A 24,872-nucleotide genomic window follows, 5' to 3' on the forward strand; every position below is an offset into this window, starting at 1 on the left:
TGTCGTATATGTTTCAGGCTTTGAATTCGGTTAGCCTTCCGATAATCGCCTGGTGGCTGGGCGTGAGTTTACTCAGCGCTTTGCTGATGGACGCAGCAATGGTTGTTTACGATTTGTTTTTTGCCTATTTCTATAATTTGGCTTACGACAAGTTGTTTCCTCTGGCCAGTCAAAACAAGCGGAACAAAAAGGCTGCGCTTCCTTAAATTAATAAACCGCTGAGCTTGGCTCGCGTGTAGCAGGCAATGCTTTTGGCATCGTTAATGGTGCCATCGACGATGGCTTGTTCAAACTCGGCGCAGCTCATGCTAAAAATTTCGATAAATTCATCTTCATCACATTGGCCTGCCTGGGCACTCAGTTGTTTGGCCACAAACAGGTATTGGATTTCATCGCAGAAGCCGGGTACTGGGTAGAGCTTACCCAAAGCCTGCCATTCGGCGGCCTGTAAATTGGTTTCTTCCTGTAATTCGCGCTGAGCGCAGGCGAGGATCCCTTGTGGGCCTTGTTCATGTTTTTCCAGAGTGCCAGCGGGTAATTCAATTAACCACTGCTGAATTGCACTACGATACTGGCGTTCCATGATGATCTGTCCTTGCGAATCTAGCGCCAGAATAACCACCGCGCCGGGGTGATGTAAGGTGGTGATGTTACGTTCTCGTTGATCGGGCAGTCGCTGGGTTTGACTGGCCAATTCGAAACAATGCCATTGGGCTAAAATTTGCTTATCCATGTTTTCTTCCTTGTATTAGGTTTTTTTATTTAACGCTATTACGAAGCGTTTGTATTTAATAAGAGTGATACTTTTGTATATAAATTTAATTGTTAATTAGCGTTATTGCTGAGTCTGCCCCATAGTTTTATTGAGCTAAGGAGGACAAATTATGTCGCGTTTAACACTCTACCTAGCTATTAGTACCTTATGTGTCGCCGCAGTGATGAGCTTAAGTAGTCTTTTTTTGCTGAATCAACATAAGCAAACGGTGATGCAGCTGTCTAGTGATATCAGCAAACAGGCCAGTGTGATGGCCGCCACCCTTGAGTATTATGAAGCCGAAAATCGTCGAGAGCTTGAATATTTTGCGAGTTTGGATGTGGTGCAGCGAGCCTTGAATGATGCAGATTATTCGTTGTTGCAAGAATTGCTGATGAAGTTAATGAATTCTAAAGCCAGTATCGTTCAGGCCCGCTTGTTGGATCCTCAGGGTAAAGAAGTATTTAAAATTATTAATCGCGGTGGTCAGGCGGTACGCCTCAGTGAGTTGGAGTTACAGGATAAGTCGAAGCGTTATTATGTGCGCGAGTTGCTGCAATTACCGGTGAATCGAACCTATCTTTCGGCTGTGGATCTAAATGTCGATTACGGGGTGCTTGAACTTCCTTATCGTCCAGTATTGCGGATCGCCAAGCAGGTAAGTGCCGACTCTTACCCACTGCTTGGAGCACTGATGTTTAATTACGACATGAAAACTGTATATCAGCAGTTAAGCCGTATACTGCCTCGCGGGGTGTCTCTGTTTGTGGTCGCTCAAAACCATCAATTTCTTGTCCACCCATTAGCTAAAGCACTGTATTGTGCCGAGCTATCTTGTCAGCAGCTGTTTAATGATTCCGATTTGGTTCAATCGCAGCAAGGCTTGAGCTATTTTAGTGATTCGCTAGCCGCAGTGGCTCCTTTAGGGCTTGGCTCTGAGCCGCTGATGAGTGGTACGAATTTGATCATGGCTTATAAACCGAGTTATCTGCCTCAATTTACTCAACGATTGAGCCCGATGAAGGTGCTGATTCGCAGTTATCAATGGTGGCTGACACTGTGGTTGTCGTTAGCGCTGGTGAGTTGTGGGGTTTATGTTTATTGGCGATTTCAAAAGCAAATTGATGAACGGATCCAACGGGCGAAGATGCATAAGGTATTGCAAGGTGTTACTGAAATGCTTGAACGCCTCCATGAAAGTGACGATCCGGTGACTGGCAGCCATGTGCAACGGGTCGCTGATTATTCGCGATTGATGGCCGAAAGGCTGGGCTTGGCGAAACCTTTAGTAGAAGATATTCATCTGTTCGCTTCTTTGCATGATATTGGCAAGATATCGATCCCCGATGCCATTTTAGGTAAGCCTGGTAAATTGGATCCGCTTGAGTGGGAGATCATGCAACAGCATGTGGTGAACGGCTACCAATTATTATGTGATTTTAGATTAAGCCCAGTGGCGGAAAATATAGTGCATTGCCATCATGAACGCTGGGACGGTACCGGTTATCCACTGCAAATTGTAGGGGAAGATATCCCTATCGAAGCACGTATTGTGAGTTTAGTGGATTGTTTTGATGCGTTGATGTCGGCGCGCCCTTATAAACCTGCTTATAGTTTTGAAAAATCACAGGCGATCATTAATCAGCTGAGTGGTAAAGCTTTTGATCCTAGTTTGGTTCAATTATTTAATACTTTAGAAACGGAATTTCGTTGCAGCCGTAGCTCTACCCAAGATGCGCTTTACGCCAAGGGGGAGCCGCACTTGTCTACATGAACGGGCTCAATACCGCGTTTTAGCTTGGTTTAGACAAGCGCATTTAATGGTATACTCAATAGCCAATTTGGGACCATCGAGCTCTGCAGTGGACGATTTGGCGTTCAGTTTATTTAATTTGGTAGCCAAATGGGTCGTTTAGGCTTGGGCTAGGTTGGGTAAACCAAACAGGCCCATTGGCGCTCATGTAAAAGTGATCTTCCAGCCTCACCCCAAACTGCTCAGGAATGACCAGCATCGGTTCATTACTAAACACCATGCCCTCGGCGAGGGGAGTATTATCGCCAGCCACTAAATAGGGGCTTTCGTGAATGTCTAAACCGCAGCCATGACCTGTGCGATGTGGCAGGCCGGGAAGCGCATAGTTTGGCCCATAGCCATCGGCTTCGAGTGAGCGTCGTGCGGCCGCATCAACCGCGGCGCAGGGCGCACCGATTTTAGCCGCGTTGAAGGCGGCTAATTGGGCTTTTTGCTCGCTTAACCACGCTTGCTGTTGTTGTTGGCTAGCTTCACCAAATGCATAGCTGCGGGTGATGTCAGAGTTGTAGCCTTCTAATAAGCAGCCAGTATCGATGAGTACCCAATCATTATCTTGTAAAATTTGCGGCTGTTTCACTCCATGGGGATAGGAGCTGGCGATACCAAATAGCACAATGCAGAAGGAAGATCCGCTGGCTCCGACCCTTTGATGTGCTTGATTGATGAAATCCACCACCTCACTGCTGCAGATCCCTGGACGCAGGATTTTAGCCGCCGCTTTTTGCACTGCCATGGTCATGTCTTTGGCGCGTTGCATTAGGGCTATCTCATTTGCTGATTTCTGAGATCGGCAAGCTTGGGTAATCGTGTCGCCATTCACAAAGTGAATGTTGTTATTGGCTTTGGTTAAGCCATCTACCAGAAAAAATGGGGCACTTGGGTCAATGCCAATCGCACCGTTTAATTGCTGCTGTTGGACAAGTTTAGCAAACAATTGATAGGGACTTTGGTGTTCATGCCAGCTATGCAAGGGCGCTTCGATGAGCCAAAAATCTTTCAAGGAGTTTTGTTCAAAATGAGGCGCGATATAGTGTAATTCTCCGTTTGCGCATAGTAGTGCGCCAACCATACGCTCGCTGGCACTCCATTTTAAACCCGTAAAATAATATAGGTTGGTACCCGCATTGAGATATAAGGCACTGATCGCTTGTTGTTTCATTAATTCACAGGCTTTTGCTTGACGCTGCAGGTATTCACTTTTTGGAATACTTGGCATATCACCACACATGGAATGAAGTAAGGCGAGTTGTTCGCTGGCATGACTGCCGCCGATACCGATGGTCATGGAGACTCCTAAAACATGATTGATTGGGATAGTGTGACTATCCAATTAAGGCTAAAGATTAAGAGCAGAGAGTAAGGAGGTAAAGTAGAATTTAATTAAAAATCAGATGATTATGCGATGCTCGCTAAACGACTTCTAGATTGTCATATAGATTGACTCGATTTCCCCCCTGATTTTTTGCATGATACATCGCTTGGTCTGCGTGGTTGATTAAATCGCTAAGCTCGCTGCTGGATTTGCTTGTGGCAATCCCGAAACTAGCACTCATGAATATTTTCCCTTTATTGCTTGCGAGGGCTTGTTGATGAAGCTGGCAGCGGATCCGATTGGCGAGAGCATAAGCTTGTTCGCTAGTGGTGTGATTGAGTGCGATGATAAATTCTTCGCCACCGAAGCGACCAAACAAATCTCCAGCCCTTAGGTTACGACTTGCTATTTGGGAAAAGTGCATCAAAGCTTGGTCGCCGTAGTCATGTCCATAGTCATCATTTATGGATTTAAACCGGTCTAAATCGATAAAAATGACGCAGACTTGATCACCGGAAAATTCGGCGCGTTGGGTGAGTTTTGTGAGTTGTTGAATGAAGTAACTACGGCGCATTGCGCCAGTAATATCATAGTTGGCGAATTGCTCTAGTTGGACAACTTGGCGCCAGTGCAATAAAAAGTAAAATACATAGGTTTGTAGGGCATTTCCAACAAATAGCGCCAGTGATAGTAATCCAGGAACCCCTAGTAGTAGGTGCTGATTGTAGGCTTCAGCCTGTAATGTAATCCACCCCCGTATGGCAAAGCAGCTCCCAAAAAATAGATATAACACGATCACTATCCAAAGAGCATTGCTGGGTTTTTGCCGCCAGTGGTTCAGGTATAAGTAAGCATTATAGAAACAACACAAGGCGGCGCTGCTTGAAAAAACAATAGCACGGTTTTGTAGTGATGGTTCAATTGAAGAAAAGTACCAAATAATTGAGCAGTAAAGCACCAATGTTGTAGCGAGTCGGCCTACTTTTAACGGAAGGCGTAAATAAAAGTGATGACCTGCGGTTACAAATAGGAAGGCTCCAGCAAATAAGGCGTTTTGAAACAATAAGCTGAGCGCAGAGGGGGCGCTGACAGCAATATGTATCGCCAAACTTAAGACTTGAGCATAGGAGGCTATGATCCAACAGTCGAGAGCCGCTTGTTTTCCGTGAAAATAGCGGATAAGTGTCAGTACAGTGGCCGATACCACGGTGACGAGGGTGGTTAATATGAAAAACGTTAAAACATCTACAATCATCTATTCAGTGTAGCTTTTTGTTATTTGAAAACTTAATAATGTGTTTGATATAGATCGCTATTTTGTATTAATTCATTAAATGTTGATGTTTATGTTCGTTATCCTAAAACAAACCCCACCTTTCACTCAATGTCTATAGCTTGGAACATGAGTGACTGTTAAGCGAGGACTGTGGCATTAAATTTACAAATTCAGCTCGATTGCCAGCAGTAGAGGTATCTCCTTTTTGATATCGGTGACTAATCCGCTTGAAGCTATGTTAAAAGTGCTTATATTAAAGTAAATTAAGGCTCTTTGACTTGACGGTGAAATTCTGTCTAGGGTAATTCATGTTTAACTTATCACGTTTACTTAGTCCCAAAACTGAACAACTCGCGGCACTTGATTTAGGCAGTAATAGTTTTCACTTAATCATTGCTGATTGGCAAGATGGTGAATTAAAGGTTCGCGATAAGGTTAAAGAAATGGTTCGTTTAGGCTGGGGTTTGCAAGATGATGGTAGCCTTGATGCAGCCGCTTGGAATCGCGCATTGGCCTGTTTAGAACGTTTTGGTGAGCGTTTACGAGAGTTTAAACCGGGTAGTGTACGGGTTGTTGGCACCAAAACTTTGCGTAGTATCATTGACGCCGATGTTTTTCTACAAGCTGCCGAACAGCGTCTAGGTCATCCGGTCGAAGTGATTTCGGGAGAAGAAGAGGCTCGCCTCATTTATTTGGGCGTCGCGCATTATAAAGCCCCGACGAATGGCCCTCGAATGGTTATTGATATTGGTGGAGGAAGTACCGAAGTGACCGTCGGTGAGGGCATGGAATTGAAGCTCAAAGACAGCTTAGATATGGGTTGTGTGTCAATTACCAAACGCTTTTTTAAGAGTGGCCGAGTGACCAAAAATCGCCTGCTTAAAGCCAGTGTTTATTGCTCTCAGGAGCTACTTGCAGTGGCCGATGACTATTTAGATCATACCTGGAATGAGTGTTTAGGTGCTTCTGGTTCGATTAAGGCTGTGGCCAAGGTTTGTGCAGAGAATAAATTCTGTGATGGAGATATTACCCTCAGCGGCTTAGAGGCCATTCTTGAGTGTTACTTGGAAGCGGGTCAATCAGACTTGGCGTTTAAAGGTTTATCGGAAGAGCGTCAGCCGGTATTTTTAGGCGGGGTGATTGTATTGCAAGCGCTATTTCAAGCGCTTCATATCTCTAGAATGCACGCCGCCGAGTGGGCTTTACGTGAAGGTCTCTTATATGAACTCAAAGGGCGTTTAGAGCACACTGATATTCGTCCGACGAGTGTGCAACGTTTGGCCGAACGTTATCATGTAGATATGACCTACAGCAGCCGTGTTGATGAGACCTGTCAATTATTGCTGAATCAGGTTGCAGAAATGTGGGCGCTTGATGAAATTGAAACAGCTAAGCTATTGAAGTGGGCATCAATGCTATTTTTAGTTGGACTTGATGTTGCTCATAGCGACTACCATAAACATGGCGCATATATTGTTGAGCATGTTGACTTAGCTGGTTTTTCCCGAATAGAGCAGCAGCAGTTGGCGGCTTTAGTCTTAGCCCATAGACGTAGTTTCCCAGTGAAACAGTTTCCGCTACGCAATAGCGATTTGCTTAAAGCGTGCTTGATCTTGCGTTTATCCGTTATCTTTAGTCGTGGTAAGCGCGCTCAGAGCTTACCAGATATTCAGTTTAGGGCTGCTGAACAACAAATGAGTTTGCTTATCGAACAGCAGTGGTTACAGAATAACCCCCTGACCAGAGCCGATTTAGAAAATGAACAGCAATACTTAAGCGTGATCAACTATAAGTTGGATGTGATTGAGTTATAGCTTCATTAACCGCCTCAATCGAGTGAGGCGGTTAATCTGAGTTGTGTTTAGCGGTCTTTATTAGTCGCGCTAATTTTGTGTATGGCCAAGTCGGCACCGTGGTACTCGTCTTCCTCCGACAGTCGTAATCCGGCAATTTTGTCAACTAAACTATAAACGATGAACCCACCCACCAGAGCCACAACGATCCCCGTTAGGCTACCAATGATTTGACTACTCAAGGAGATACCGCCTAATCCGCCCAGTGCTTTACTACCAAAGATCCCTGCGGCAACGCCTCCCCAAACACCACATAAACCATGTAATGGCCATACACCGAGAACGTCATCTAAGCGAGAATGTTGTTGCAGCCAAGTGAATACCCAAACAAACAGTGCCCCTGCAATACCACCTGTCATTAATGCGCCAACCGGATGCATTAAATCAGAGCCTGCACAAACGGCAACCAAACCAGCCAAAGGACCGTTGTGCACGAAGCCTGGGTCATTTTTACCAAGTAATAAAGCGACGATTGTACCGCCTACCATCGCCATCAGTGTATTTACCGCCACTAAGCCGCTAATGCCATCCATGGTTTGGGCAGACATTACGTTAAAGCCAAACCAACCGACGGTGAGCACCCAAGCGCCAAGTGCTAAAAAAGGAATGTTGGAAGGCGCAAAGGCGACACCTGGTTTTCGGCCCTTACGTGCGCCGAGGATCTTAATTGCGACCAGAGCTATCCAGCCGCCCATCGCATGTACCACGACCGAGCCAGCAAAATCATGGAAGGCGGCGCCAAATTGTGCTTCTAACCAGCCTTGAAAACCAAAGTTGCCATTCCAAATAATGCCTTCGAAGAAGGGGTAGACAAAGCCAACAATTAACGAAGAAGAAATGAGGAAAGGATAAAATTTACCACGTTCGGCGATCCCACCGGAGACAATTGCCGGAATGGCTGCGGCAAAGGTGAGTAAGAAGAAGAATTTGACTAATTCATAACCGTTTCCTTGCACGAGCATTTCTGCGCTATTAAAGAAGTGGTTACCATAGGCAATGTAGTAACCCACAATAAAGTAGGCTACGCCAGAAAATGCAAAATCGGTGATGATTTTCACTAAGGCATTGACCTGATTTTTATGACGAACGGTACCGACTTCTAAAAAGGCAAATCCTGCATGCATGGCGAGCACCATGATGGCGCCTAACAAAATGAATAAAGTGTTTGCGCTCTGCGACAGAGTGTCGATGGCTGCACTAATATTATCCACTTAAAATACTCCTAATCTTTTTAATATATTCAATTGCGCCAAAAAGAAGCAATAATTAGGCCTGAGCGTGTGGTTTTTCGAATATTTAGCACTAAGTTGATGCAATTAAAGCGATTTAACTGCTTGATAACAAATGTTTCGTAAGATTGAGCGCCTGTTTGGTGCATAATTTATATTAAATATTGATAGCCGTTGACCTTTTTTGGTGCACTCTTGATTTAACTTGGTGCTTCAAGTCCATGCTTGCGAGCGGCTCACTGGATTTTTGCTTGCTTAGGTGCTTATTCGTCGTTCTGGTTTAATTAGGTCTAGACTTAAAAATGCAATCCAATGAAATGGTTAACTCCATTTTTAAGCCACTGAAGCGAGCAATGGAGATAGCATGGAGCAATGGCATGTGTTTTATTCTGCAGCAAATCTATTAGAAGCGAAGCTGTTGCAAGGCATGTTGATCAAGCAAGGAATTGATACACGCTTAGATGGGGAATTCGCGATGGCGGCAGCTGGAGAGCTGCCAGTTGATGTATTTCAGGTGACTATTCGAGTGGCGCTAACTAATTGGGATAGGGCAAAACAGGCGGTTTTCGATTATGAACAACAGAATGGATATGATTGGGCTTGTGACCAGTGTGGCGAGCGTAACCCCAGTAGCTTCGATTTTTGTTGGTCTTGCCAGTGTGACAAGCAATAAAATATAGATAATTTCGCAATGCATTTTTGACTAAACGGTGATAAGCTTAAAATATATACAGCTAGGATGGCTATCGTACAAGTCGTTTGTTGAGGTTATGCTATGTCTATTAATCAAGTATCCAGTTCAAATCCATCGAGCTTTTATCTCGATCAGGTTAAGAAGCGTCAAGAAGAGCAAGATGAAAAGCTGGCCTCTGGTAAGCGGATTAACTCGGCCGCCGACGATCCTGCAGGTCTGCAGATTTCAAATCGTTTAACCAGCGGTATTAATGAGCAAGAAGCGTACGCGAATATTTATCAAAACAAGGTTAGCTTAAATAATATTGCGTCTGCGCAGTTGCAGTCGACAACCGATTTGTTACAGCAAAATCAGGCTTTAACGGTGCAAAGTGGTAATGGCATTTATAATGCTGATGATATTGCGGCGTTACAGGCTCAGGTGGATGCCAATACCGCGGCGATCCCTAATGCCAATGAGCTAGGCGTTGATAGTGTTGATTTATCTGATCCAGCCAGTGCTCAGGCTACTTTGCAAGCTGCGCAACAGACCACCGATGCTAGTCAAGCCCAATTGGGAGCACAAAGTAATGCTGCTGAATCTTCTTATCGTTCGACGCAAGCGGCACTTGAAGCGCAAACCGCGGCACGCTCTCGCATCCTCGATACCAATTATGCGCAGTCGACATCTCAGCAAGCGCAAAATGAATCTCTATTGCAAAGTAATATTCAGTCGTATCAGCAACAGTTATCTTCAAGGAATATAGAGAAACTTCTATAAGTTGTTTTTCCTCAAACATATGACGACGCGACACTGCTACAGTGAGCGTCGTTTTTTGTGGGGGTCAAAATGAGTCAGTCAATTCATGGGCATCAAGTGATGCAATTAATGTTAGAAACGGGCGGTAGCTTTAGTTCGGAGTCTCTAGAGGTTCTATTGCATCAAACATTTGGTGAAAACAGCGTTTATCACACTTGTAGCAAACAAGGGATGAATGCTCAGCAATTAATCGTGTTGCTGGCAGAAAGGGGTAAGTTTGTAGAATCTAAGCAAGGTTTTACCACTAGCCAATCGAAGATCTGTTCACATCATTGAGGCTGCTTGAAATATCAAGGCTTATATCAAAACGTGTTATTTCACCAACATGGCTTTTTAGCTGAGTTCTGCGAGTTTAACTTGGCTGATTGTTGTTGCTGATTGAATCACTGCTCGCTTCGATTTCTAGCTTGTTCGCTCCGCCGCGATATACGCAACGCTTGGACTCTTCAGTTATTCGGATAAGTATAAAAATTCGTTCATCCGGTATTTTTATAGTTTTTTAGGTAACTAGCAAACCAGAGAACAATTAGGGTCAGGGTGTTATGCTTTGGCTCTTTTTCTATGCGTAGACAATATTGTCGTGAATAAGAGAGTGATGAATGGATATGTTATCAGCAGCGGTGATGCTGTTTTTGATTATGGATCCTCTGGGTAATCTTCCGGTATTTCTTAGTATGATTAAGCATCTTGATCCCAAGCGTCGGCGCATTGTATTGATGCGTGAATTGATGTTTGCATTGACGGTGATGTTTGCTTTCTTATTTGCTGGAGAACAGATCCTCGGTTTTCTCAACCTTCGTCAAGAGGCGGTGAGTATTGCTGGAGGAATTATCCTATTTTTGATCGCTCTAAAGATGATTTTTCCTCAACCTGGCGGTGTGGCGGGACTTGCCGCGGGAGAAGAACCATTTTTGGTGCCGATGGCGATCCCGATGATTGCTGGCCCCTCAATTTTGGCGTCGTTGATGCTTCTGGCTAATCAAGATGGCAGTAGGATGCTTGATTGGTCTCTGGCTTTGCTGATGGCGTGGGGAACGAGCGTGATTATCTTCATGTTTAGCGGGGTTTTATTACGTTTATTAGGTGAAAAAGGTCTAACTGCGATGGAGCGTTTGATGGGAATGTTATTGGTCATGTTGTCCGTTCAGATGTTTCTTGATGGCATTGCTGATTATTGGCAATCGCTATAATTGAGCTTCCAATAACCATAAATCTTAGGCGTATTACTCCTTCGGCGAGTTAATCCGCCCATCGCTTTATATCGCCTATATTCGTCTAGGAGTAAGGTCTAATTAATAGGGATGGTTGATCCCTAAACGAAACACCTTATCCTCTCCACTGCTGGCAAAATCGGCGCGCAATACCACTCCTTCGAGCATGACCCGAAGACTACCGCCAATACTGTATTTCATATCTTGGTGTAAGGTGGTTAAGCTATATTCATCGGCAACTCGCCCCAGCTCCGCAAATGCCACCCAATACCAAGCTGGAACGTTGAACCAGTTCACCACTGGGATTTTAGGTAGGGGATTCCAATGGGGGGTAAATCGATATTCTGCAGAGTAGTAAAGCATCGAGCGACTATGATAACGTGCTGTTTCATAACCTTTTAAGCGGTTCATCCCACCAAGGGTAGCGCCGGCAAACCATGCCGGTCGATGAAAGCGCGATTCGCCCTTGATCTCGGAGCTTTTATTCCAGCTTGGGGTATCCGCAGTTGCAACATTCAGGGCCAATACATGGTTTTGCAACCAAGGCATCTTCGGTAGGCTGATGTATTTAGCGGCAGAAAACTCCCACATGCTCCATGACGTTTGAGCGCTGCTGCCCCAATCGTGAGTGATACTCATCCGTTGGTGACTACCTGCGGTGGGGTTTTGGTTATAGTTGCGATTGTCGTATTCTAATTCGAACTTTAACCCCATAGAGCGGGTGGATGCTTGAAATTGATTATATTCACCAACATCTTGCTGCCAGTAATAGGGCTCTAGTTGGATGATCGTTCGGCCGCTGGTGAGTGGATCCCACCGTTTCGCACCAGCTTCATAGCCTGATAAAACTTGACCTTGGCGGATCTTAAAGGTGTGTATGGGAGAGTTTTTGCCATCACCGATTGGCAGTAAATAGCGAAAGCGAGCGCGGTATTCTTGACCTTGGGTATGTGTATAGATGCGATTGTTCTTGTTAGAGTCGTTACTGCCAGCAGTTTCGCCATTAAACTCGCTGTTTCCATCGATATATTGTGGGTCTCGGGTGTAGTTTGTTTGATAAATGCTGGTATCTAAAAACACTCGGTCAGCGAAGGGTAATTGGTAATCGCCGCTATATAGATATCCCATCCAACTATCGTTGCTGGTCACCATTGCCGTTGCAATGAGGCTTGCATTTGCTTGGATTTGGCCAGCGGAGCCGACTCCGACCCCGACTCCCCATTCTAGGTTTTCAGTATAAAAGCCATAGGGGATCACTTGTGTCCAAGGGCCAGAGCGCTGATGTTGGGCATCATCAATGAGAGTGACGTTCATGGCGAGACAGGGGAAGCTTAGCCAACCGAAAAGGGGTAAAGCGGGTCTCCCATGGTTCAAGCGCTTTTACTCGAAGTACGTTTATGAATTTGCCACATCGCAAATACCCCAAATAATAATAGTTGTAGACTGTCGCCTTTTTGTAGTGCGCCGCTTTGCTGCAAGCTATCGCGTATGGCAAATAATTGCAGGGCGTGCAGCAGCAATAGTAGCGCACCAACGATTGGTAATAGCCAATTAAAAGGCGCGCTGAACATGAAGATGCCGATTAAAATGGTTAACCACATCAAGGCCATTAAGGTTTTACCCAAGGTAATAAACATAGTTTTAAGCTCTTAGCTGAGTTGATAGAGACGAAAATTAACTTGACCGGCTTGTTTGCTTTTAATGCAGTTCCAATTTGCGGGAAGCTTGGGTTCTACGGCTTCGTTCTCATACTCGAGATACATTAAAGCATTGGTGTTTAACCAGCCATTTTCATTGAGTAGTTGACAGCTGACTTCCAGTAGGTCACAGCGAAAAGGGGGATCGATAAATACAATATCGTAGCCCTCTGCGGGTGTTTGTTTTAACCATTGCAAGGCATCTTGATTGATTAATTTTGCTTGCTGGCTAGAAACATCTAATAGCTGCAAGTTGACTTTCAGTTGATGAGCCGCTTGAGGGTCTTTTTCTACAAAGCTTGTAAAAGCAGCGAAGCGTGATAGAGCCTCAAAACCGAGACTACCGCTGCCAGAAAAAAGGTCTAAACAATGGCTATTGGGCAAATAGGGGCTTAACCAATTAAATACGGTTTCTTTGACCCTATCAGTGGTAGGGCGTAAGCCTTGGCTATTGAGAACTTTTAGTTTTCTACCGCGCCACTGGCCAGCAATGATGCGTACTTGTCCGCTGCCCTTGCTAGCTGGTTTCGTTTGATTTGAATGTTTTCTTGAGGAAAGCCGTGTCATTTACTTAGACCATTGAGAAACTGTGATAAAATCCGAACAATATTGACTGGACGTTGGCATTGTAACAGCCAACTTCGTTTACTGGTAAAAAGGTTTTGCAGTAATGGCAAAAAAGAAGGGCCTATTTTCTTGGTTTGGCCGAAAAAAAGATGATCAGCAACAAATTTCAACAGATTCGTCGACAGAATCACAGCTAACAGAACAAACTGCCGAACGGGAAGCCCAAGCCGAACGCGAAGCCCAAGCCGAACGCGAAGCCCAAGCTGAACGCGAAGCCCAAGCTGAACGGGAAGCACAAGCCGAACGCGAAGCCCAAGCCGAACGCGAAGCCCAAGCCCAAGCCGAACGCGAAGCCCAAGCTGAACGGGAAGCACAAGCCGAACGCGAAGCCCAAGCCGAACGCGAAGCCCAAGCCGAACGCGAAGCCCAAGCCGAACGGGAAGCCCGAGCCGAACGGGAAGCCCAAGCCGAACGCGAAGCCCAAGCTGAACGGGAAGCCCAAGCCGAACGCGAAGCCCAAGCCGAACGAGAAGCCCAAGCCGAACGCGAAGCACAAGATGAAGCAACTCAACCGGGAAAAAAAATAGGCTTGTTTGCGCGCTTAAAAGCGGGCTTAAAGCGGACTCGGCAGAACTTAGGCTGGGGTTTCTTCTCTTTATTTAAGGGGAGAAAAATTGATGATGAGCTATTCGAGGAGTTAGAAGAACAGCTGTTGGTTGCAGATATCGGGGTTGATACTACCTTGAAGATCATCAATCAATTGACTGCACATGCTAAGCGTAGTGCGCTGCAAGATGGCGAAGCCCTTTATGAGCAGTTGAAGTTAGACATGGCTGAGATGCTTAATCAAGTTGAGGCGCCACTGGATTTCAACCAAAGCGAAGGCCCGTTTGTTATTTTAATGGTTGGAGTCAACGGTGTGGGGAAAACCACCACCATTGGTAAATTAGCCAAACAATATCAGAGTCAGGGTAAGTCGGTGATGTTGGCTGCTGGAGATACTTTCCGCGCTGCCGCAGTGGAGCAACTACAAGTTTGGGGTGAGCGAAATAAGATCCAGGTGATCGCCCAGCATACTGGTGCAGATAGTGCCTCGGTTATTTTTGATGCCTTTCAAGCTGCGAAGTCACGAAAAGTTGACGTATTGATTGCTGATACGGCGGGTCGCTTGCAAAATAAAGCACATTTAATGGAAGAGCTGAAAAAGATCGTTCGTGTTATGCGTAAACTCGACGATGCAGCCCCTCACGAAGTTATGTTAACTATTGATGCAAGTACTGGTCAAAATGCCATTAGCCAGACCAATTTGTTTAATCAGGCGGTTGGTTTGACGGGATTGACTTTGACTAAGTTAGATGGCACTGCCAAGGGTGGCGTTATCTTTGCCTTAGCAGACAAATTTGCCTTGCCGATCCGTTACATTGGGGTTGGTGAAGGGATTGATGATCTTCGAGAGTTCTCTGCGCAACCCTTTGTGGATGCCTTGTTTAGTCGCGAAGAAAGCGAGTAGCCTTAGCGACAGATGATTAAGGAAAGGTTTGACTATTTATGATCCGTTTTGAGCAAGTGAGTAAGGTATATCCCGGCAGTCAACGAGCCTTGCAAAAAGTGTCGTTTCATTTAGAGCAAGGACAAATGGCCTTTTTAACGGGTCACTCGGGCGCGGGTAAAAGTACTTTGCTCAAGCTCATTACGGCGATGGAGCGACCCAGTGATGGTAAAGTATGGGTCAACGGTGATGATATTAGCCGTTTAGCTCATCGCAAGATCCCTTATCTACGTCGCCAAATGGGAGTTATCTTTCAGGATCATAAATTACTGATGGATCGAAGCGTATTTGATAATGTCGCGCTGCCTTTGGTGATTGAAGGTTATAGTATGAATGATATTAAGCGTCGTGTTGCCGCGGCCTTAGATAAGGTGGGGTTACTGGATAAAGCTCATTGCGTACCGGTCGCACTATCGGGTGGAGAACAACAGCGGGTCGGGATTGCCCGTGCTGTGGTCAATAAGCCGATGATTTTAATTGCCGATGAACCGACAGGTAATCTAGATCCCGCTTTATCCTTAGAAATCTTCCGCTTATTTGAAGAGTTTAATCGGGTCGGCGTGGCGGTGTTAATTGCCAGCCACGATTTAAGCTTGATTGCAAAATTGCATTACCAACGGCTGGTGTTGCAACATGGTCAATTACTGACCTCGTCGAGTGCTGGTGCGGAGCAAACCTTATGAGAGGCGCGAAACCAACAGTAAAAGTGGCATTGCCGCAGCGTATACTTATGTTTGTGGTTCGTCATTTACAGCAGTGCGTTGCAAGCTTAGGTGAACTATGGCGAACCCCCGCCAGTTCCATGCTAACCCTTGCGGTGATCGGTGTATGTTTGGCCTTGCCAGCAAGTTTTTACCTGGCAACAAAGAACATCCAGCAACTCACAGGTTATTGGCAAAGTGATACGCAAATTAGTTTGTTTTTACAACAGAATATCACTGAACAACAGCGTGATGAGCTGCAGCAAAATATTGCGGATATGCCACAGGTCGCGCGGGTCGATTTAGTCAGTAAGCAACAAGGCCTAGCTGAATTTCAGCAGACCAGCGGATTTGACGATGTATTGGCCTTACTTCCCGAAAACCCCCTACCTGATGTATTGCTGGTGCAACCTAGCCTAGATTTTAGTCATGCAAGTGCAGCTCAAGCTCTGCTTGACAGTCTGCAACAACATAGCTTGGTTCAACAAGCCAGCTTAGATGTGCAGTGGTTGCAGCGTCTGGATACGATTATTAGTATGTTACAGCAGTCGGCATGGTTGCTAATTCTGCTGTTAGTGAGTGCCGTCGCCCTGATTGTGATTAATACCCTACGTTTGAATATTCTAAACCGTCGTAGCGAAATTGAAGTGATGAAGCTAGTGGGGGCCACTGATGCCTTTATTCGTCGTCCATTCCTTTATACTGGCTTTTGGTTCGGCTTAATTGGTGGCTTATTAACTTGGGTATTATGCAATATTTTACTGATTTGGACCGAGTATGCACTGCAACAGATCGGTCTGCTCTACCAGCAAGAGATTTATTTAGCGGGTTTGTCCTTTCGAGAATTTAGCAGTTTAATTGGTTTTTCTATGCTGCTTGCTTTAGCCGCTTCTTGGTTGTCTGTGAGTCGACATATTCGAGAAATAGAACCGAGTTAGTGCTTGTGATTTTTGCGGACAGTCCTGATTTCCTACCCAGCTTTTAGTGAGTGGTGATGTTTATTTTTGACGTAAGCAGAATCTCTATCCAATGAATCATTTATGGCCGCTGTGGTACTCAAGCCCATTTTGCTTTCCAAGAAGCAAGCAATCAAATTGAAGGTGTCGAGGGTTGTGCCTTGTCCCCTTGTGGTAAAACAGCCATATTTATCTTTAATTATTAAATCTTTTGCTATTCATCATGTTAGCGGTTTTATTGTTATAGCTTAATCAGCATTAGATGTGCTTGATTAGATGAATCCATTTAAACAGTGGCTTAACGTACTTTAAATAAATTATAAATTGTGAACTATATTCAATGTGTGGCATCTTATTTATCATGCTGAGATACTTGAATAGGCAGGTTCCAGTGGAAGTTTTAGGGGTTAGATCTTGCTGAATGGCTATGATAGACTCATTGACCGAGTAAATTATTGAGGTTGATATGGATCAAAAGATTGCATCTATGGCGTTAGTCCCGCAAGGGAGTATCGAGGCCTATATCCAATCAGTAAATCGGATTGAGATGCTGAGTGCTGAGCGAGAGAAAGAACTCGCGACTCGTTTGTTTGAAGATGGTGATTTAAGCGCCGCTCGTGAATTAGTTATGTCGCATCTGCGATTTGTTGCTCATGTCGCGAAAAACTATGGGGGTTATGGCCTCCCTCAAGCAGATTTGATTCAAGAGGGCAACGTAGGCTTAATGAAAGCCGTAAAACGATTTGACCCGAGTGTTGGTGTTCGTTTGGTATCTTTTGCAGTGCACTGGATTAAAGCGGAAATCCACGAATACGTATTACGTAATTGGCGAATGGTAAAAATTGCGACCACCAAAGCGCAGCGTAAATTGTTTTTCAATCTACGCAAGTCAAAAAAACGCTTGGGTTGGTTTAGTCGCGATGAAGTGAATATGGTGGCCGAAAATCTCGGTGTGACGACCAAAGATGTGTTGGAAATGGAATCTCGGATGAGTGCTCAAGATCAGGCTTTTGATCTGGCTTCTGATGATGACGAGCGTGAAGGCAGTTTTGCGCCGATCCAGTATTTAGAAGATAAATCTTCTGATGTTGCGCAGTTTGTCGAAAAAGAAAATTGGGAAATTGCCGCCGCAAATCGCTTGCGTGCCGCGTTGGCTACTTTAGATGAACGGAATGCTTTTATCGTACAACGTCGTTGGTTGGATGATAATAAAGCTACTTTGCAAGAGTTGGCCGACCACTATCAAGTATCGGCAGAACGGATCCGCCAGCTAGAAAAAAATGCCATGAAAAAGCTGAAAGCTGCGATGGAATAACAACTTTATAAAAAACCTCGCTTAGCGAGGTTTTTTATATTCAAATCTGCCCCACCGCTGTGTTAAATTTGCACAAACTTCTCAATATGGCCCTGACATGGACAGTCCTTTCGAATTATCAAAAGTAAACTTTGTGATTGATGGGGATGGCCGGAAAACTGCGGCGATCATACCGATAGAGCTCTATCAGCAACTTCTTTCTTTACGCGAGTTAGTGGCACAGAGCAATACCAAAGAACTGAGTGCCGATTATTCCTTTAGTGTAAAGCAGGCGGTTGCCTATGGTTATCCGGTTGGTGCTAAGAATAAACCTGGTTTTATGGTGATCAAAGGTTCTACCGCTAACGGCGGGGGGGCTGAGTCGCTGCGCCCTGCAGTGTTGGCCTTGCGTGAGCAGCTCCTGGAAGAACACGTATTATGCCGTCAGGGTGAGGGTTATGAGTTTATGCGTGATCATCAGTTTTCTAGTCCGAGTTCGGCGGCTTGTTTAATTGCCGGGAACGCCCGTAGCGGACTGGATGCTTGGCTAGATAAGTGGGGACGTAGCCTGAAAGATCGCGGCTATGGCAAGAAACGCTAAACGAGAAAGAAAAAGAGCGCTTAATCGCGCTCTTGGTATTTGCTAAGAGTATTCACTTAACACTTAAGCTAATAAACTTAAGGGGTCGATGCTTTCTAGTTGAAGCGCTTCTCCAACCTCTGCGCAGGTTAGTTTTCCATGCATCACATTTAAGCCGTTTCGTAGATGCTCGTCATCTAATAAGGCTTGCTTGTAACCTTTGTTGGCTAAAGTAATGATGTAGGGCAGGGTGGCATTATTGAGTGCCATGGTTGAGGTTCTGGCTACGCCACCTGGCATATTGGCAACACAGTAGTGTACGACTTCATCAACAATGTAAATCGGATCTTGGTGAGTCGTTGCTTTAGAAGTTTCAGCACAGCCGCCTTGGTCAATTGCAACATCAACAATCGCACTGCCCGCTTTCATGCGTTTAACCAAGTCTTTGGTGATTAATTTGGGCGCTGCAGCACCTGGTAGAAGAACACCGCCAATCACTAAATCTGCTTCTAGTACATGTTGTTCAATACTGCTAGTGGTTGAATAAACGGTTTTCACTTTACCGTGATATTCGGCGTCAATCGCTCGTAGTACATCGATGTTGCGGTCTAAAATTGCAACATCAGCCCCCATTCCAACGGCCATTTGTGCCGCATTGCGTCCCACCATGCCACCACCAATAATCGCGACTTTAGCGGGTTCTACCCCTGGGACGCCACCCAATAGTAGACCGCGACCACCTTTTGACTTTTCTAGCGCAAGAGCACCAGCTTGAATGGCCATCCGTCCCGCGACTTCAGACATTGGGGCAAGTAGTGGTAGACCGCCTTTCGCACTGGTGACGGTTTCATAGGCAATACATACGGCACCAGATTTCACAAGGTCTTTGGTTTGTTCTGGGTCGGGTGCTAAATGTAGGTAGGTGAAGAGTAATTGATCTTCGCGTAGCATTGCCCGCTCGCTTGCTTGTGGTTCTTTAACTTTGACAATCATGTCAGCAGCGGCAAAAACTTCGGCAGCATCATTGGCGATGTTTGCACCCACCGCTTGATAATCTTTATCGGCAAAACCAATACCAGCTCCTGCGTTAGTTTCAACAAGCACTTGGTGGCCATGTTGAATCAGTTCGTTTACGCTGGCTGGGGTCATTCCAACACGATATTCGTGATTTTTTATTTCTTTAGGTACGCCAATAAGCATAGTTTTTAACTCCTTTTAAATATAATATATTGGTCATATATGCCGCTCTTTTTTTTAAAATATAGTGAATAACACCAGTAATGCAACACATTTTTAGTCTAAGGTTCTGTCTTGAGTTCTGCCTTTCGGTAGGATATGTTGAGAGTATGTTAAAGACTAAAACAAAGTCATGAGAATGGGGCAAAGTATGCAGCAAAATATTCTAAATAAGGTCTTAGACGATATTGATCTATTTAACCTCAATGATCCAAACCTGCAGTTAGATGAACTAGGTTATGAACATCCTAAAGAACTTTTATATGGGCAAAGAATGTCAAAAGTTTTGTTTGAGTTTATGCCATCCCCTTCTCCTGAATTACAGATCGCTGCTCGAGCCCAGCATATCGGTCGTTGGTTGTCGCCACGAGGTGATTATCCTGAGGGTAGAACAGGTTATTTAAAATGGCGAACCGATTTGTCTAAAAAACATGCACAGTTATGTAGTGATATTATGCGCCGACATCAGTTTGAGGAAGCCAGCATCGAGCAGGTCTGTGGCCTATTACGTAAAGAAAAGCTAAAACGCAACCCACTAACGCAAGCTTTGGAAGATGTGATTTGTTTGGTCTTTCTAGAGTATTACTTTATCGATTTTGCGGCTAAACATGAACAAGATAAGGTACTCAGTATCGTTAAAAAAACTTGGGGGAAAATGTCGGAGCAAGGGCACGAGGCGGCCTTAGCGTTAAAGCTGCCAAGTGAGGCGAGTGACCTGATTAAGCTGGCGTTGGCTTCGTGAAGTCAGCTGATTAAATACTAATCTTATGCTAGTATTCGCCCGTTTTTAGTTGATTAGGCATTTCTGATGAGAAGAGATCTGGCATTTCGTTTTTCCCGTGTTACTGAGTCTGCAGCATTGGCTGGTTATAAATGGTTGGGGCGAGGCGATAAAAACCTTGCCGATAATGCAGCGGTAGAGGCGATGCGTATCATGCTTAATGATATGGACATTGAAGGCGAAGTCGTTATTGGTGAAGGCGAAATCGATGAAGCGCCAATGTTATACATTGGTGAGAAGGTGGGAACTGGCGGTGAAGCGGTCGATATTGCGGTTGACCCGATTGAAGGGACTCGCATGACCGCGATGGGTCAAAATAATGCAGTGGCTGTATTAGCTGTGGGTGAAAAGGGAGCATTTTTACGTGCGCCTGACATGTACATGGAAAAGCTGGTGGTAGGACCAAATGCTAAGGGCACCATCGATCTTGAACAGTCTATTGAACACAATATTAAAATGGTTGCCTCGGTGTTGGGCAAAAATATTAGTGATATGACGGTGATTACTTTGGCGAAGCCCCGTCATGATCAAGTGATTGTAGAGATGCAAAAGCTTGGTGTGAGAGTGTTTGCTATTCCTGATGGGGATGTGGCCGCTTCGGTATTGGCCTGTATGCCGCTGAGTGAAGTTGACATGATGTATTGTGTTGGTGGTGCTCCTGAAGGCGTGATTTCTGCCGCTGTGATCCGGGCCTTGGGCGGTGATATGCAGGGCCGTTTAATTCCTCGTAATCAAGTAAAAGAAGACAATGCTGAAAATAGAGTCATTGCGGCTGAAGAAATTCGTCGTTGTGAAGAGCAAGGTATTCAAGTGAATCGTGTATTGCAGCTGAACGATTTGGTGAAAAACGATAATGTTATCTTTTCAGCAACGGGCATTACTAAAGGTGATTTACTGGAAGGGATCAACCGTCAAGGGAATATTGCGGTCACCGAAACGCTATTGGTTCGTGGTAAAACACGGACCATTCGCAAGATCCAATCAACGCATTACCTTGACCGCAAAAATGAAGACCTTAAAGCTGTTATCTTATAGGCGATGATTGTTTGAGTGAATAGCAAAAACCAGAGTAGTGCTCTGGTTTTTTTATAATTGAAACTCTAACTGGTTATTGAGTCCGAGATGCTGATAGAAAGCGAGAGCTGGTGAATCATTACTGTTTGGAAATATCAGCTTATTTAATTGTTTATGCTGAGCCAGTTGCAGTAATTGCTGAAACATAAATAAGCCGATGCCGCGTCGTCGGGTGATGTCTCGCACAATAAAACGATTCACTTGAAGTCCGCTGCCCGCAGTGCTTAGTAGGCAATAAGCAACTATTTTTTGATTAAATACGCAGTAATAGAGTCGCTCCGCTTGTTGCCAATGGCTCCATTGCTGTTCGCTCACATGCGGTGAAATTTTAGTTAAATCCTTGGAAAAGCTTGGCAAGATTGTAGCTGTCTGAAAAGATAAACGCATGATTTCGGTAACGATTGCTTAGGAAACTTTGGAAAGCGGTGATTTAGACATTTGTTCGATATCTAAATTGTGCCAGTCTTTAAGAAAATACTGTGATTCCTGGCAAATCATCAATAGCGATTTCTTTAAATTATCGTCTAAATACTCAAGATCGAGCTTCGCCAACTGGTCAATGGTGTGGCTCAGATCGAAAACCAAAGGACTCAAATCAAACAAATTGTTTGGTTCGATATTACGTTTATGGTTCGGTTGAGTTTGTCGTTTTCGCCAAGTACTAAAAGTGACGAGTAAAAGATTGATGAGTTGCTTTGATTCTCGGCAATTCAAACTCGACTGCTGAATCCACCAGGGGGCGGTACCTTTCATAAAACTGATACAATCGCTCACAACATTATTGACATAAGCTTCATCAACGTAGGAGGGGAGGGGCATTAGTTTCATAAATATGGTGCTGAGAAAATGATGGAATTAGATTACACATTCTCTGCCCACAAACCAATAGCTTGAACTCGATTAGCTATATTTAATATCGATTTTGTGTTTGCCAGCGCTTAATTAAGCTTTTTAAAGCTTGTATCTGGTGATGTAAAGCAAGCAGGGCAGGATCCGCTAGTTGGAACTATGACTGCTGTCTATTATTATTTGTTTGCTTATTGTACAAAGTTTTGATGTTTGTCAGAATACCGTTTCTAATATGTTGTTTTTTTGGAATATTGCCGACTTTAATCAACATTCTTGATTAAATAGGATGTTCTCTCCAAGGTTGTGGCTAGAAGAGAACGCTGTTACGGATGATAAGCAATGCCCAGTATAAGCAAACGAACCTTGAGGCATAGAGGATTTACCCTGATTGAATTGTTGATCGCCGTCGCTATCTTAGTGATTATTATGGTGGTCGCCGTTCCCTCGATGCAAAGTTTTATTGAAGATAGTAAGCAGCGTGTCACTCGGGATCTATTGGCCAGTAGTCTCAATGTTGCACAGCAAGAAGCGATTCGTAATAATTTGTCTACCTATGTTTGTCCCACATCGAGTGGCACCAGTTGTGCTTCGGCTTGGGGAGGTAATACTGGTTGGCTGGTTTATTTAGATGAACATCGCGATGGCAGCTTAAGTGACGCTAATCAAATCATCGTTAGCTATCCCAGCCCAAAGTCGGCAAAACTTCAATATACCCCCACTTCTTCAAATAGCGTATTACTGCGTTTTTTCCCTTCCGGCCACGCGTTAGCTGGGATATTTACAATTTGTAGCCCATCGGCTGCGTTTGAAGATCAAAGGATCGAGCTGACACGCATGGGGAGGATCGAGTATGCGTCGCCATCAACCAGTTATTGCCCCTAAGGTTCAGGGCTTCACTCTAATCGAATTGCTGATTGCTTTGGTAGTGGTTTCGATTGGTTTACTGGGTCACGCGGCTTTGCAAATTCAGTCGGTGAATACCGCGCAACAAGCGCGTTTTGCGCAAACCGCAAATACCGCTATGTTGGATATGATACAGCGTGTCTTGGCTTTGCCTGAGGCGGCGCGCAATAATGAGTTTAATGCCGAAAACTTGACTAGTGGTGTCGCGCCTAGTTTTGTTAACTGTGATTCTGGGAGCGTGAGCTGTACTCGCGCACAATTTGCTGCGTTTGAGGTTGGTAACTGGTATGACAGAGTGAGCCCTTCCATTCCCCAGCTTCGATTCTCTTTACAACATGTCAATAATTTGGTGACTCTGAGAATGACTTGGGATGCTCACTTGACCGGTTCTGGGGTGGCCAATTGCGATGCGGACCGATCGGGAAATGCGCATCAATGCAGCGAGGTTGCCGTGTGGGTAAGATGATGGGCCAACAGCGAGGCTTTAGTTTAGTTGAAATGATGATTGCTTTAATGCTGTCCTTATTGGTGGTGGGAGGGCTGTACGCCGCATTGATTGGTGATAAAAAAAGTTACCAGGCGACTCGGGCAAATCATTTATTAGTTAGTAAAAATAGAATGAGTATGCAAACACTGCAGATTTATTTACAACAAGCGGGTTTTCGTGATTTTCAGCAGCTCTACCAGAATACCCTTTTACCTCAGGTGAATAGCGAAGATAGCGCGGGTTTTACTTGGGATGAAGGCCAGTTTATTCAAGGACTCGAGAATCAAAATAGTTATCTTGGCGCCAAACCCAATACCGATGTCGTGAGTTTGCGTTTTTATGGTGCCGCACTACCTAACAGTAGTATTTTTAGCTGCAACGGCGACGAACTGGCCGCCAATAGTAGTACCAGCCTGAGCTTTTTCGTATCCACGACCAATCAACTGATATGTCGTGATAGCGGCGGTGACACCGTGTTCGATCAGGATATCGATAGTTTACAGTTACTCTATGGTAGTCGGGACGAACATGAGTATAAGTATTATAAAGCCAGTGAAGTGAGTGACTGGCGGCAAATAAATCGAGTTAAAGTTGCATTGTTGGTCGCTCAAGAAGTCCCGATGGGCAACCTCAGCAATCAGAATCGTTATTCTGTGCTTGATGAAGATATCGCGATCTCAGATAAAAAACTTCGGCAAGTGGTCAACGAAACCATTTTGCTAATAAACGTAGGATCTTAGCGATGCCACAATTCCAACGACAATACGGTATGGCGCTAATTATGTCGCTGATTATGGTGCTTATTATCGCGATGATAGGGGTCTCTATTGCCCAGCAGGTGAGTAGTGGTCGTAAAAACTCGGCAATCTATCAGGACCATACTGTCAGTTATGCTCGAGCCAATTCAGGCATTTGGGAAGCGGAGCAGGTGGTGAAAGAGCAGGCTTACTCGGTGGATGCCTTACTCAAACCGACAACTGCAAATTCGTTGGTAGCTGCAAAATTTGGCTCAGCAGATTGGTGGCAAACCAACAGTAATTGGGATATCGCGCATAAGATGGTTGTGGTTAAAGATGCCAATGGCCAAGCGTTAGCGGGTGAGCCCCGTTATATTATCGAAGATGCGGGGGTTGATTCAGGTTTGGTATTGGGGGTGAATATCCCGAAACGACGCTTTTTAAGAATTACTGCTCGTGCTCAAGGAGAGGGTGGTGCCGTTACTTATTTACAATCCTATGTTGCATTTATGGAGTAGTCG

28 protein-coding genes are annotated in these 24,872 nt (G+C 44.9%); 18 read left to right on the plus strand and 10 right to left on the minus strand.

Features of this window, described 5'->3' with window-relative positions; all coding sequences use genetic code 11:
- The first annotated feature begins 8 nt into the window (after positions 1–8).
- On the plus strand, positions 9–206 hold the full coding sequence (locus ACRRSX_RS02315; RefSeq protein ID WP_432454816.1) for a chlorhexidine efflux transporter: 198 nt from the start codon (positions 9–11) through the stop codon (positions 204–206).
- Here ACRRSX_RS02315 and ACRRSX_RS02320 read toward each other — a convergent pair.
- Entirely contained in the window at positions 203–733 is a 531-nt protein-coding gene (locus ACRRSX_RS02320) for an NUDIX hydrolase (protein WP_432454815.1), read from the minus strand. The genes ACRRSX_RS02315 and ACRRSX_RS02320 overlap by 4 nt on opposite strands.
- A gap of 151 nt (positions 734–884) precedes the next feature.
- Here ACRRSX_RS02320 and ACRRSX_RS02325 point away from each other — a divergent pair, with 151 nt between their 5' ends.
- On the plus strand, positions 885–2,528 hold the full coding sequence (locus ACRRSX_RS02325) for an HD domain-containing phosphohydrolase (RefSeq protein ID WP_432454814.1): 1,644 nt from the start codon (positions 885–887) through the stop codon (positions 2,526–2,528).
- Between the two features lie 109 nt (positions 2,529–2,637).
- On the opposite strand, the gene ACRRSX_RS02330 is transcribed toward ACRRSX_RS02325, so the two are convergent.
- Positions 2,638–3,852: a M24 family metallopeptidase gene (locus ACRRSX_RS02330; protein WP_432454813.1), complete on the minus strand. Its 1,215-nt coding sequence runs from the start codon at positions 3,850–3,852 to the stop codon at positions 2,638–2,640.
- A 124-nt stretch (positions 3,853–3,976) separates the two neighbouring features.
- Positions 3,977–5,134 (minus strand): GGDEF domain-containing protein, encoded by a 1,158-nt coding sequence (locus ACRRSX_RS02335; protein WP_432454812.1) that lies wholly within the window; start codon positions 5,132–5,134, stop codon positions 3,977–3,979.
- 329 nt (positions 5,135–5,463) lie between these two features.
- Between ACRRSX_RS02335 and ACRRSX_RS02340 the strand changes: the two genes are divergently transcribed.
- Positions 5,464–6,969 (plus strand): Ppx/GppA phosphatase family protein, encoded by a 1,506-nt coding sequence (locus ACRRSX_RS02340; protein ID WP_432454811.1) that lies wholly within the window; start codon positions 5,464–5,466, stop codon positions 6,967–6,969.
- 47 nt (positions 6,970–7,016) lie between these two features.
- On the opposite strand, the gene ACRRSX_RS02345 is transcribed toward ACRRSX_RS02340, so the two are convergent.
- Positions 7,017–8,219 carry an ammonium transporter gene (locus ACRRSX_RS02345; protein WP_432454810.1) on the minus strand — a complete coding sequence of 401 codons (1,203 nt, stop codon included), beginning with the start codon at positions 8,217–8,219 and terminating at the stop codon, positions 7,017–7,019.
- 382 nt (positions 8,220–8,601) lie between these two features.
- On the opposite strand from ACRRSX_RS02345, the gene ACRRSX_RS02350 reads away from it, so the two are divergent.
- From ACRRSX_RS02350 to ACRRSX_RS02365, 4 genes are all read left to right on the plus strand, one after another.
- On the plus strand, positions 8,602–8,910 hold the full coding sequence (locus tag ACRRSX_RS02350; protein ID WP_432454809.1) for a putative signal transducing protein: 309 nt from the start codon (positions 8,602–8,604) through the stop codon (positions 8,908–8,910).
- A 102-nt stretch (positions 8,911–9,012) separates the two neighbouring features.
- Positions 9,013–9,690, plus strand: a complete 678-nt coding sequence (locus ACRRSX_RS02355) for a flagellin (protein WP_432454808.1) — start codon at positions 9,013–9,015, stop codon at positions 9,688–9,690.
- Positions 9,691–9,759: 69 nt separating this feature from the next.
- Entirely contained in the window at positions 9,760–10,005 is a 246-nt protein-coding gene (locus ACRRSX_RS02360) for a YecH family metal-binding protein (RefSeq protein WP_432454807.1), read from the plus strand.
- A 323-nt stretch (positions 10,006–10,328) separates the two neighbouring features.
- On the plus strand, positions 10,329–10,919 hold the full coding sequence (locus ACRRSX_RS02365) for a YhgN family NAAT transporter (protein WP_432454806.1): 591 nt from the start codon (positions 10,329–10,331) through the stop codon (positions 10,917–10,919).
- Positions 10,920–11,021: 102 nt separating this feature from the next.
- On the opposite strand, the gene ACRRSX_RS02370 is transcribed toward ACRRSX_RS02365, so the two are convergent.
- From ACRRSX_RS02370 to rsmD, 3 genes are read right to left on the minus strand one after another with little or no spacing between them, the layout of a single operon-like run.
- Positions 11,022–12,254, minus strand: coding sequence for a BamA/TamA family outer membrane protein (locus ACRRSX_RS02370; RefSeq protein WP_432454805.1), 1,233 nt, complete (start codon positions 12,252–12,254; stop codon positions 11,022–11,024).
- 56 nt (positions 12,255–12,310) lie between these two features.
- Positions 12,311–12,577, minus strand: coding sequence for a DUF1145 domain-containing protein (locus ACRRSX_RS02375; protein ID WP_432454804.1), 267 nt, complete (start codon positions 12,575–12,577; stop codon positions 12,311–12,313).
- A 12-nt stretch (positions 12,578–12,589) separates the two neighbouring features.
- A complete protein-coding gene (gene rsmD, locus ACRRSX_RS02380; RefSeq protein WP_432454803.1) occupies positions 12,590–13,204 on the minus strand; it encodes a 16S rRNA (guanine(966)-N(2))-methyltransferase RsmD in 615 nt (204 codons plus the stop codon).
- Between the two features lie 103 nt (positions 13,205–13,307).
- On the opposite strand from rsmD, the gene ftsY reads away from it, so the two are divergent.
- The 5 genes from ftsY to ACRRSX_RS02405 all read left to right on the plus strand — a co-directional run bounded on the left by ftsY (position 13,308) and on the right by ACRRSX_RS02405 (position 18,305).
- Positions 13,308–14,714, plus strand: coding sequence for a signal recognition particle-docking protein FtsY (gene ftsY / locus ACRRSX_RS02385; RefSeq protein ID WP_432454802.1), 1,407 nt, complete (start codon positions 13,308–13,310; stop codon positions 14,712–14,714).
- 38 nt (positions 14,715–14,752) lie between these two features.
- The gene (gene ftsE, locus ACRRSX_RS02390; RefSeq protein WP_432454801.1) at positions 14,753–15,436 is read left to right on the plus strand and encodes a cell division ATP-binding protein FtsE; all 684 of its coding nucleotides are present in this window, start codon (positions 14,753–14,755) and stop codon (positions 15,434–15,436) included.
- A complete protein-coding gene (gene ftsX, locus ACRRSX_RS02395; protein WP_432454800.1) occupies positions 15,433–16,392 on the plus strand; it encodes a permease-like cell division protein FtsX in 960 nt (319 codons plus the stop codon). Before ftsE ends, ftsX begins: the two co-directional genes overlap by 4 nt.
- 484 nt (positions 16,393–16,876) lie before the next feature.
- A complete protein-coding gene (rpoH, locus tag ACRRSX_RS02400; RefSeq protein WP_432454799.1) occupies positions 16,877–17,725 on the plus strand; it encodes an RNA polymerase sigma factor RpoH in 849 nt (282 codons plus the stop codon).
- A gap of 97 nt (positions 17,726–17,822) precedes the next feature.
- Complete coding sequence (locus tag ACRRSX_RS02405; RefSeq protein WP_432454798.1) at positions 17,823–18,305, plus strand: DUF4357 domain-containing protein; 483 nt, start codon at positions 17,823–17,825, stop codon at positions 18,303–18,305.
- A 63-nt stretch (positions 18,306–18,368) separates the two neighbouring features.
- Here ACRRSX_RS02405 and ald read toward each other — a convergent pair whose 3' ends face one another.
- Complete coding sequence (gene ald / locus ACRRSX_RS02410) at positions 18,369–19,484, minus strand: alanine dehydrogenase (protein ID WP_432454797.1); 1,116 nt, start codon at positions 19,482–19,484, stop codon at positions 18,369–18,371.
- A 187-nt stretch (positions 19,485–19,671) separates the two neighbouring features.
- On the opposite strand from ald, the gene ACRRSX_RS02415 reads away from it, so the two are divergent.
- A complete protein-coding gene (locus ACRRSX_RS02415) occupies positions 19,672–20,262 on the plus strand; it encodes a DUF4202 domain-containing protein (protein WP_432454796.1) in 591 nt (196 codons plus the stop codon).
- A gap of 66 nt (positions 20,263–20,328) precedes the next feature.
- Complete coding sequence (glpX, locus tag ACRRSX_RS02420) at positions 20,329–21,336, plus strand: class II fructose-bisphosphatase (RefSeq protein ID WP_432454795.1); 1,008 nt, start codon at positions 20,329–20,331, stop codon at positions 21,334–21,336.
- 51 nt (positions 21,337–21,387) lie between these two features.
- On the opposite strand, the gene ACRRSX_RS02425 is transcribed toward glpX, so the two are convergent.
- Positions 21,388–21,762 carry an acetyl-CoA sensor PanZ family protein gene (locus ACRRSX_RS02425; protein WP_432454794.1) on the minus strand — a complete coding sequence of 125 codons (375 nt, stop codon included), beginning with the start codon at positions 21,760–21,762 and terminating at the stop codon, positions 21,388–21,390.
- Positions 21,763–21,780: 18 nt separating this feature from the next.
- Positions 21,781–22,203: a hypothetical protein gene (locus ACRRSX_RS02430; RefSeq protein WP_432454793.1), complete on the minus strand. Its 423-nt coding sequence runs from the start codon at positions 22,201–22,203 to the stop codon at positions 21,781–21,783.
- Positions 22,204–22,563: 360 nt separating this feature from the next.
- On the opposite strand from ACRRSX_RS02430, the gene ACRRSX_RS02435 reads away from it, so the two are divergent.
- Genes ACRRSX_RS02435 through ACRRSX_RS02450 form a run of 4 tightly spaced genes read left to right on the plus strand, consistent with a single transcriptional unit; the run spans position 22,564 to position 24,869 of the window.
- Entirely contained in the window at positions 22,564–23,106 is a 543-nt protein-coding gene (locus ACRRSX_RS02435) for a GspH/FimT family pseudopilin (protein WP_432454792.1), read from the plus strand.
- Positions 23,075–23,593, plus strand: a complete 519-nt coding sequence (pilV, locus tag ACRRSX_RS02440; protein WP_432454791.1) for a type IV pilus modification protein PilV — start codon at positions 23,075–23,077, stop codon at positions 23,591–23,593. The genes ACRRSX_RS02435 and pilV overlap by 32 nt, the downstream gene beginning before the upstream one ends.
- Complete coding sequence (locus ACRRSX_RS02445) at positions 23,563–24,354, plus strand: PilW family protein (RefSeq protein WP_432454790.1); 792 nt, start codon at positions 23,563–23,565, stop codon at positions 24,352–24,354. The genes pilV and ACRRSX_RS02445 overlap by 31 nt, the downstream gene beginning before the upstream one ends.
- A 2-nt stretch (positions 24,355–24,356) precedes the next feature.
- Positions 24,357–24,869, plus strand: a complete 513-nt coding sequence (locus ACRRSX_RS02450; protein ID WP_432454789.1) for a pilus assembly PilX family protein — start codon at positions 24,357–24,359, stop codon at positions 24,867–24,869.
- Positions 24,870–24,872 lie beyond the last annotated feature (3 nt).

It is taken from the genome of Agarivorans sp. QJM3NY_30, assembly GCF_050870855.2.
In the GTDB taxonomy this organism is placed as follows: domain Bacteria; phylum Pseudomonadota; class Gammaproteobacteria; order Enterobacterales; family Celerinatantimonadaceae; genus Agarivorans.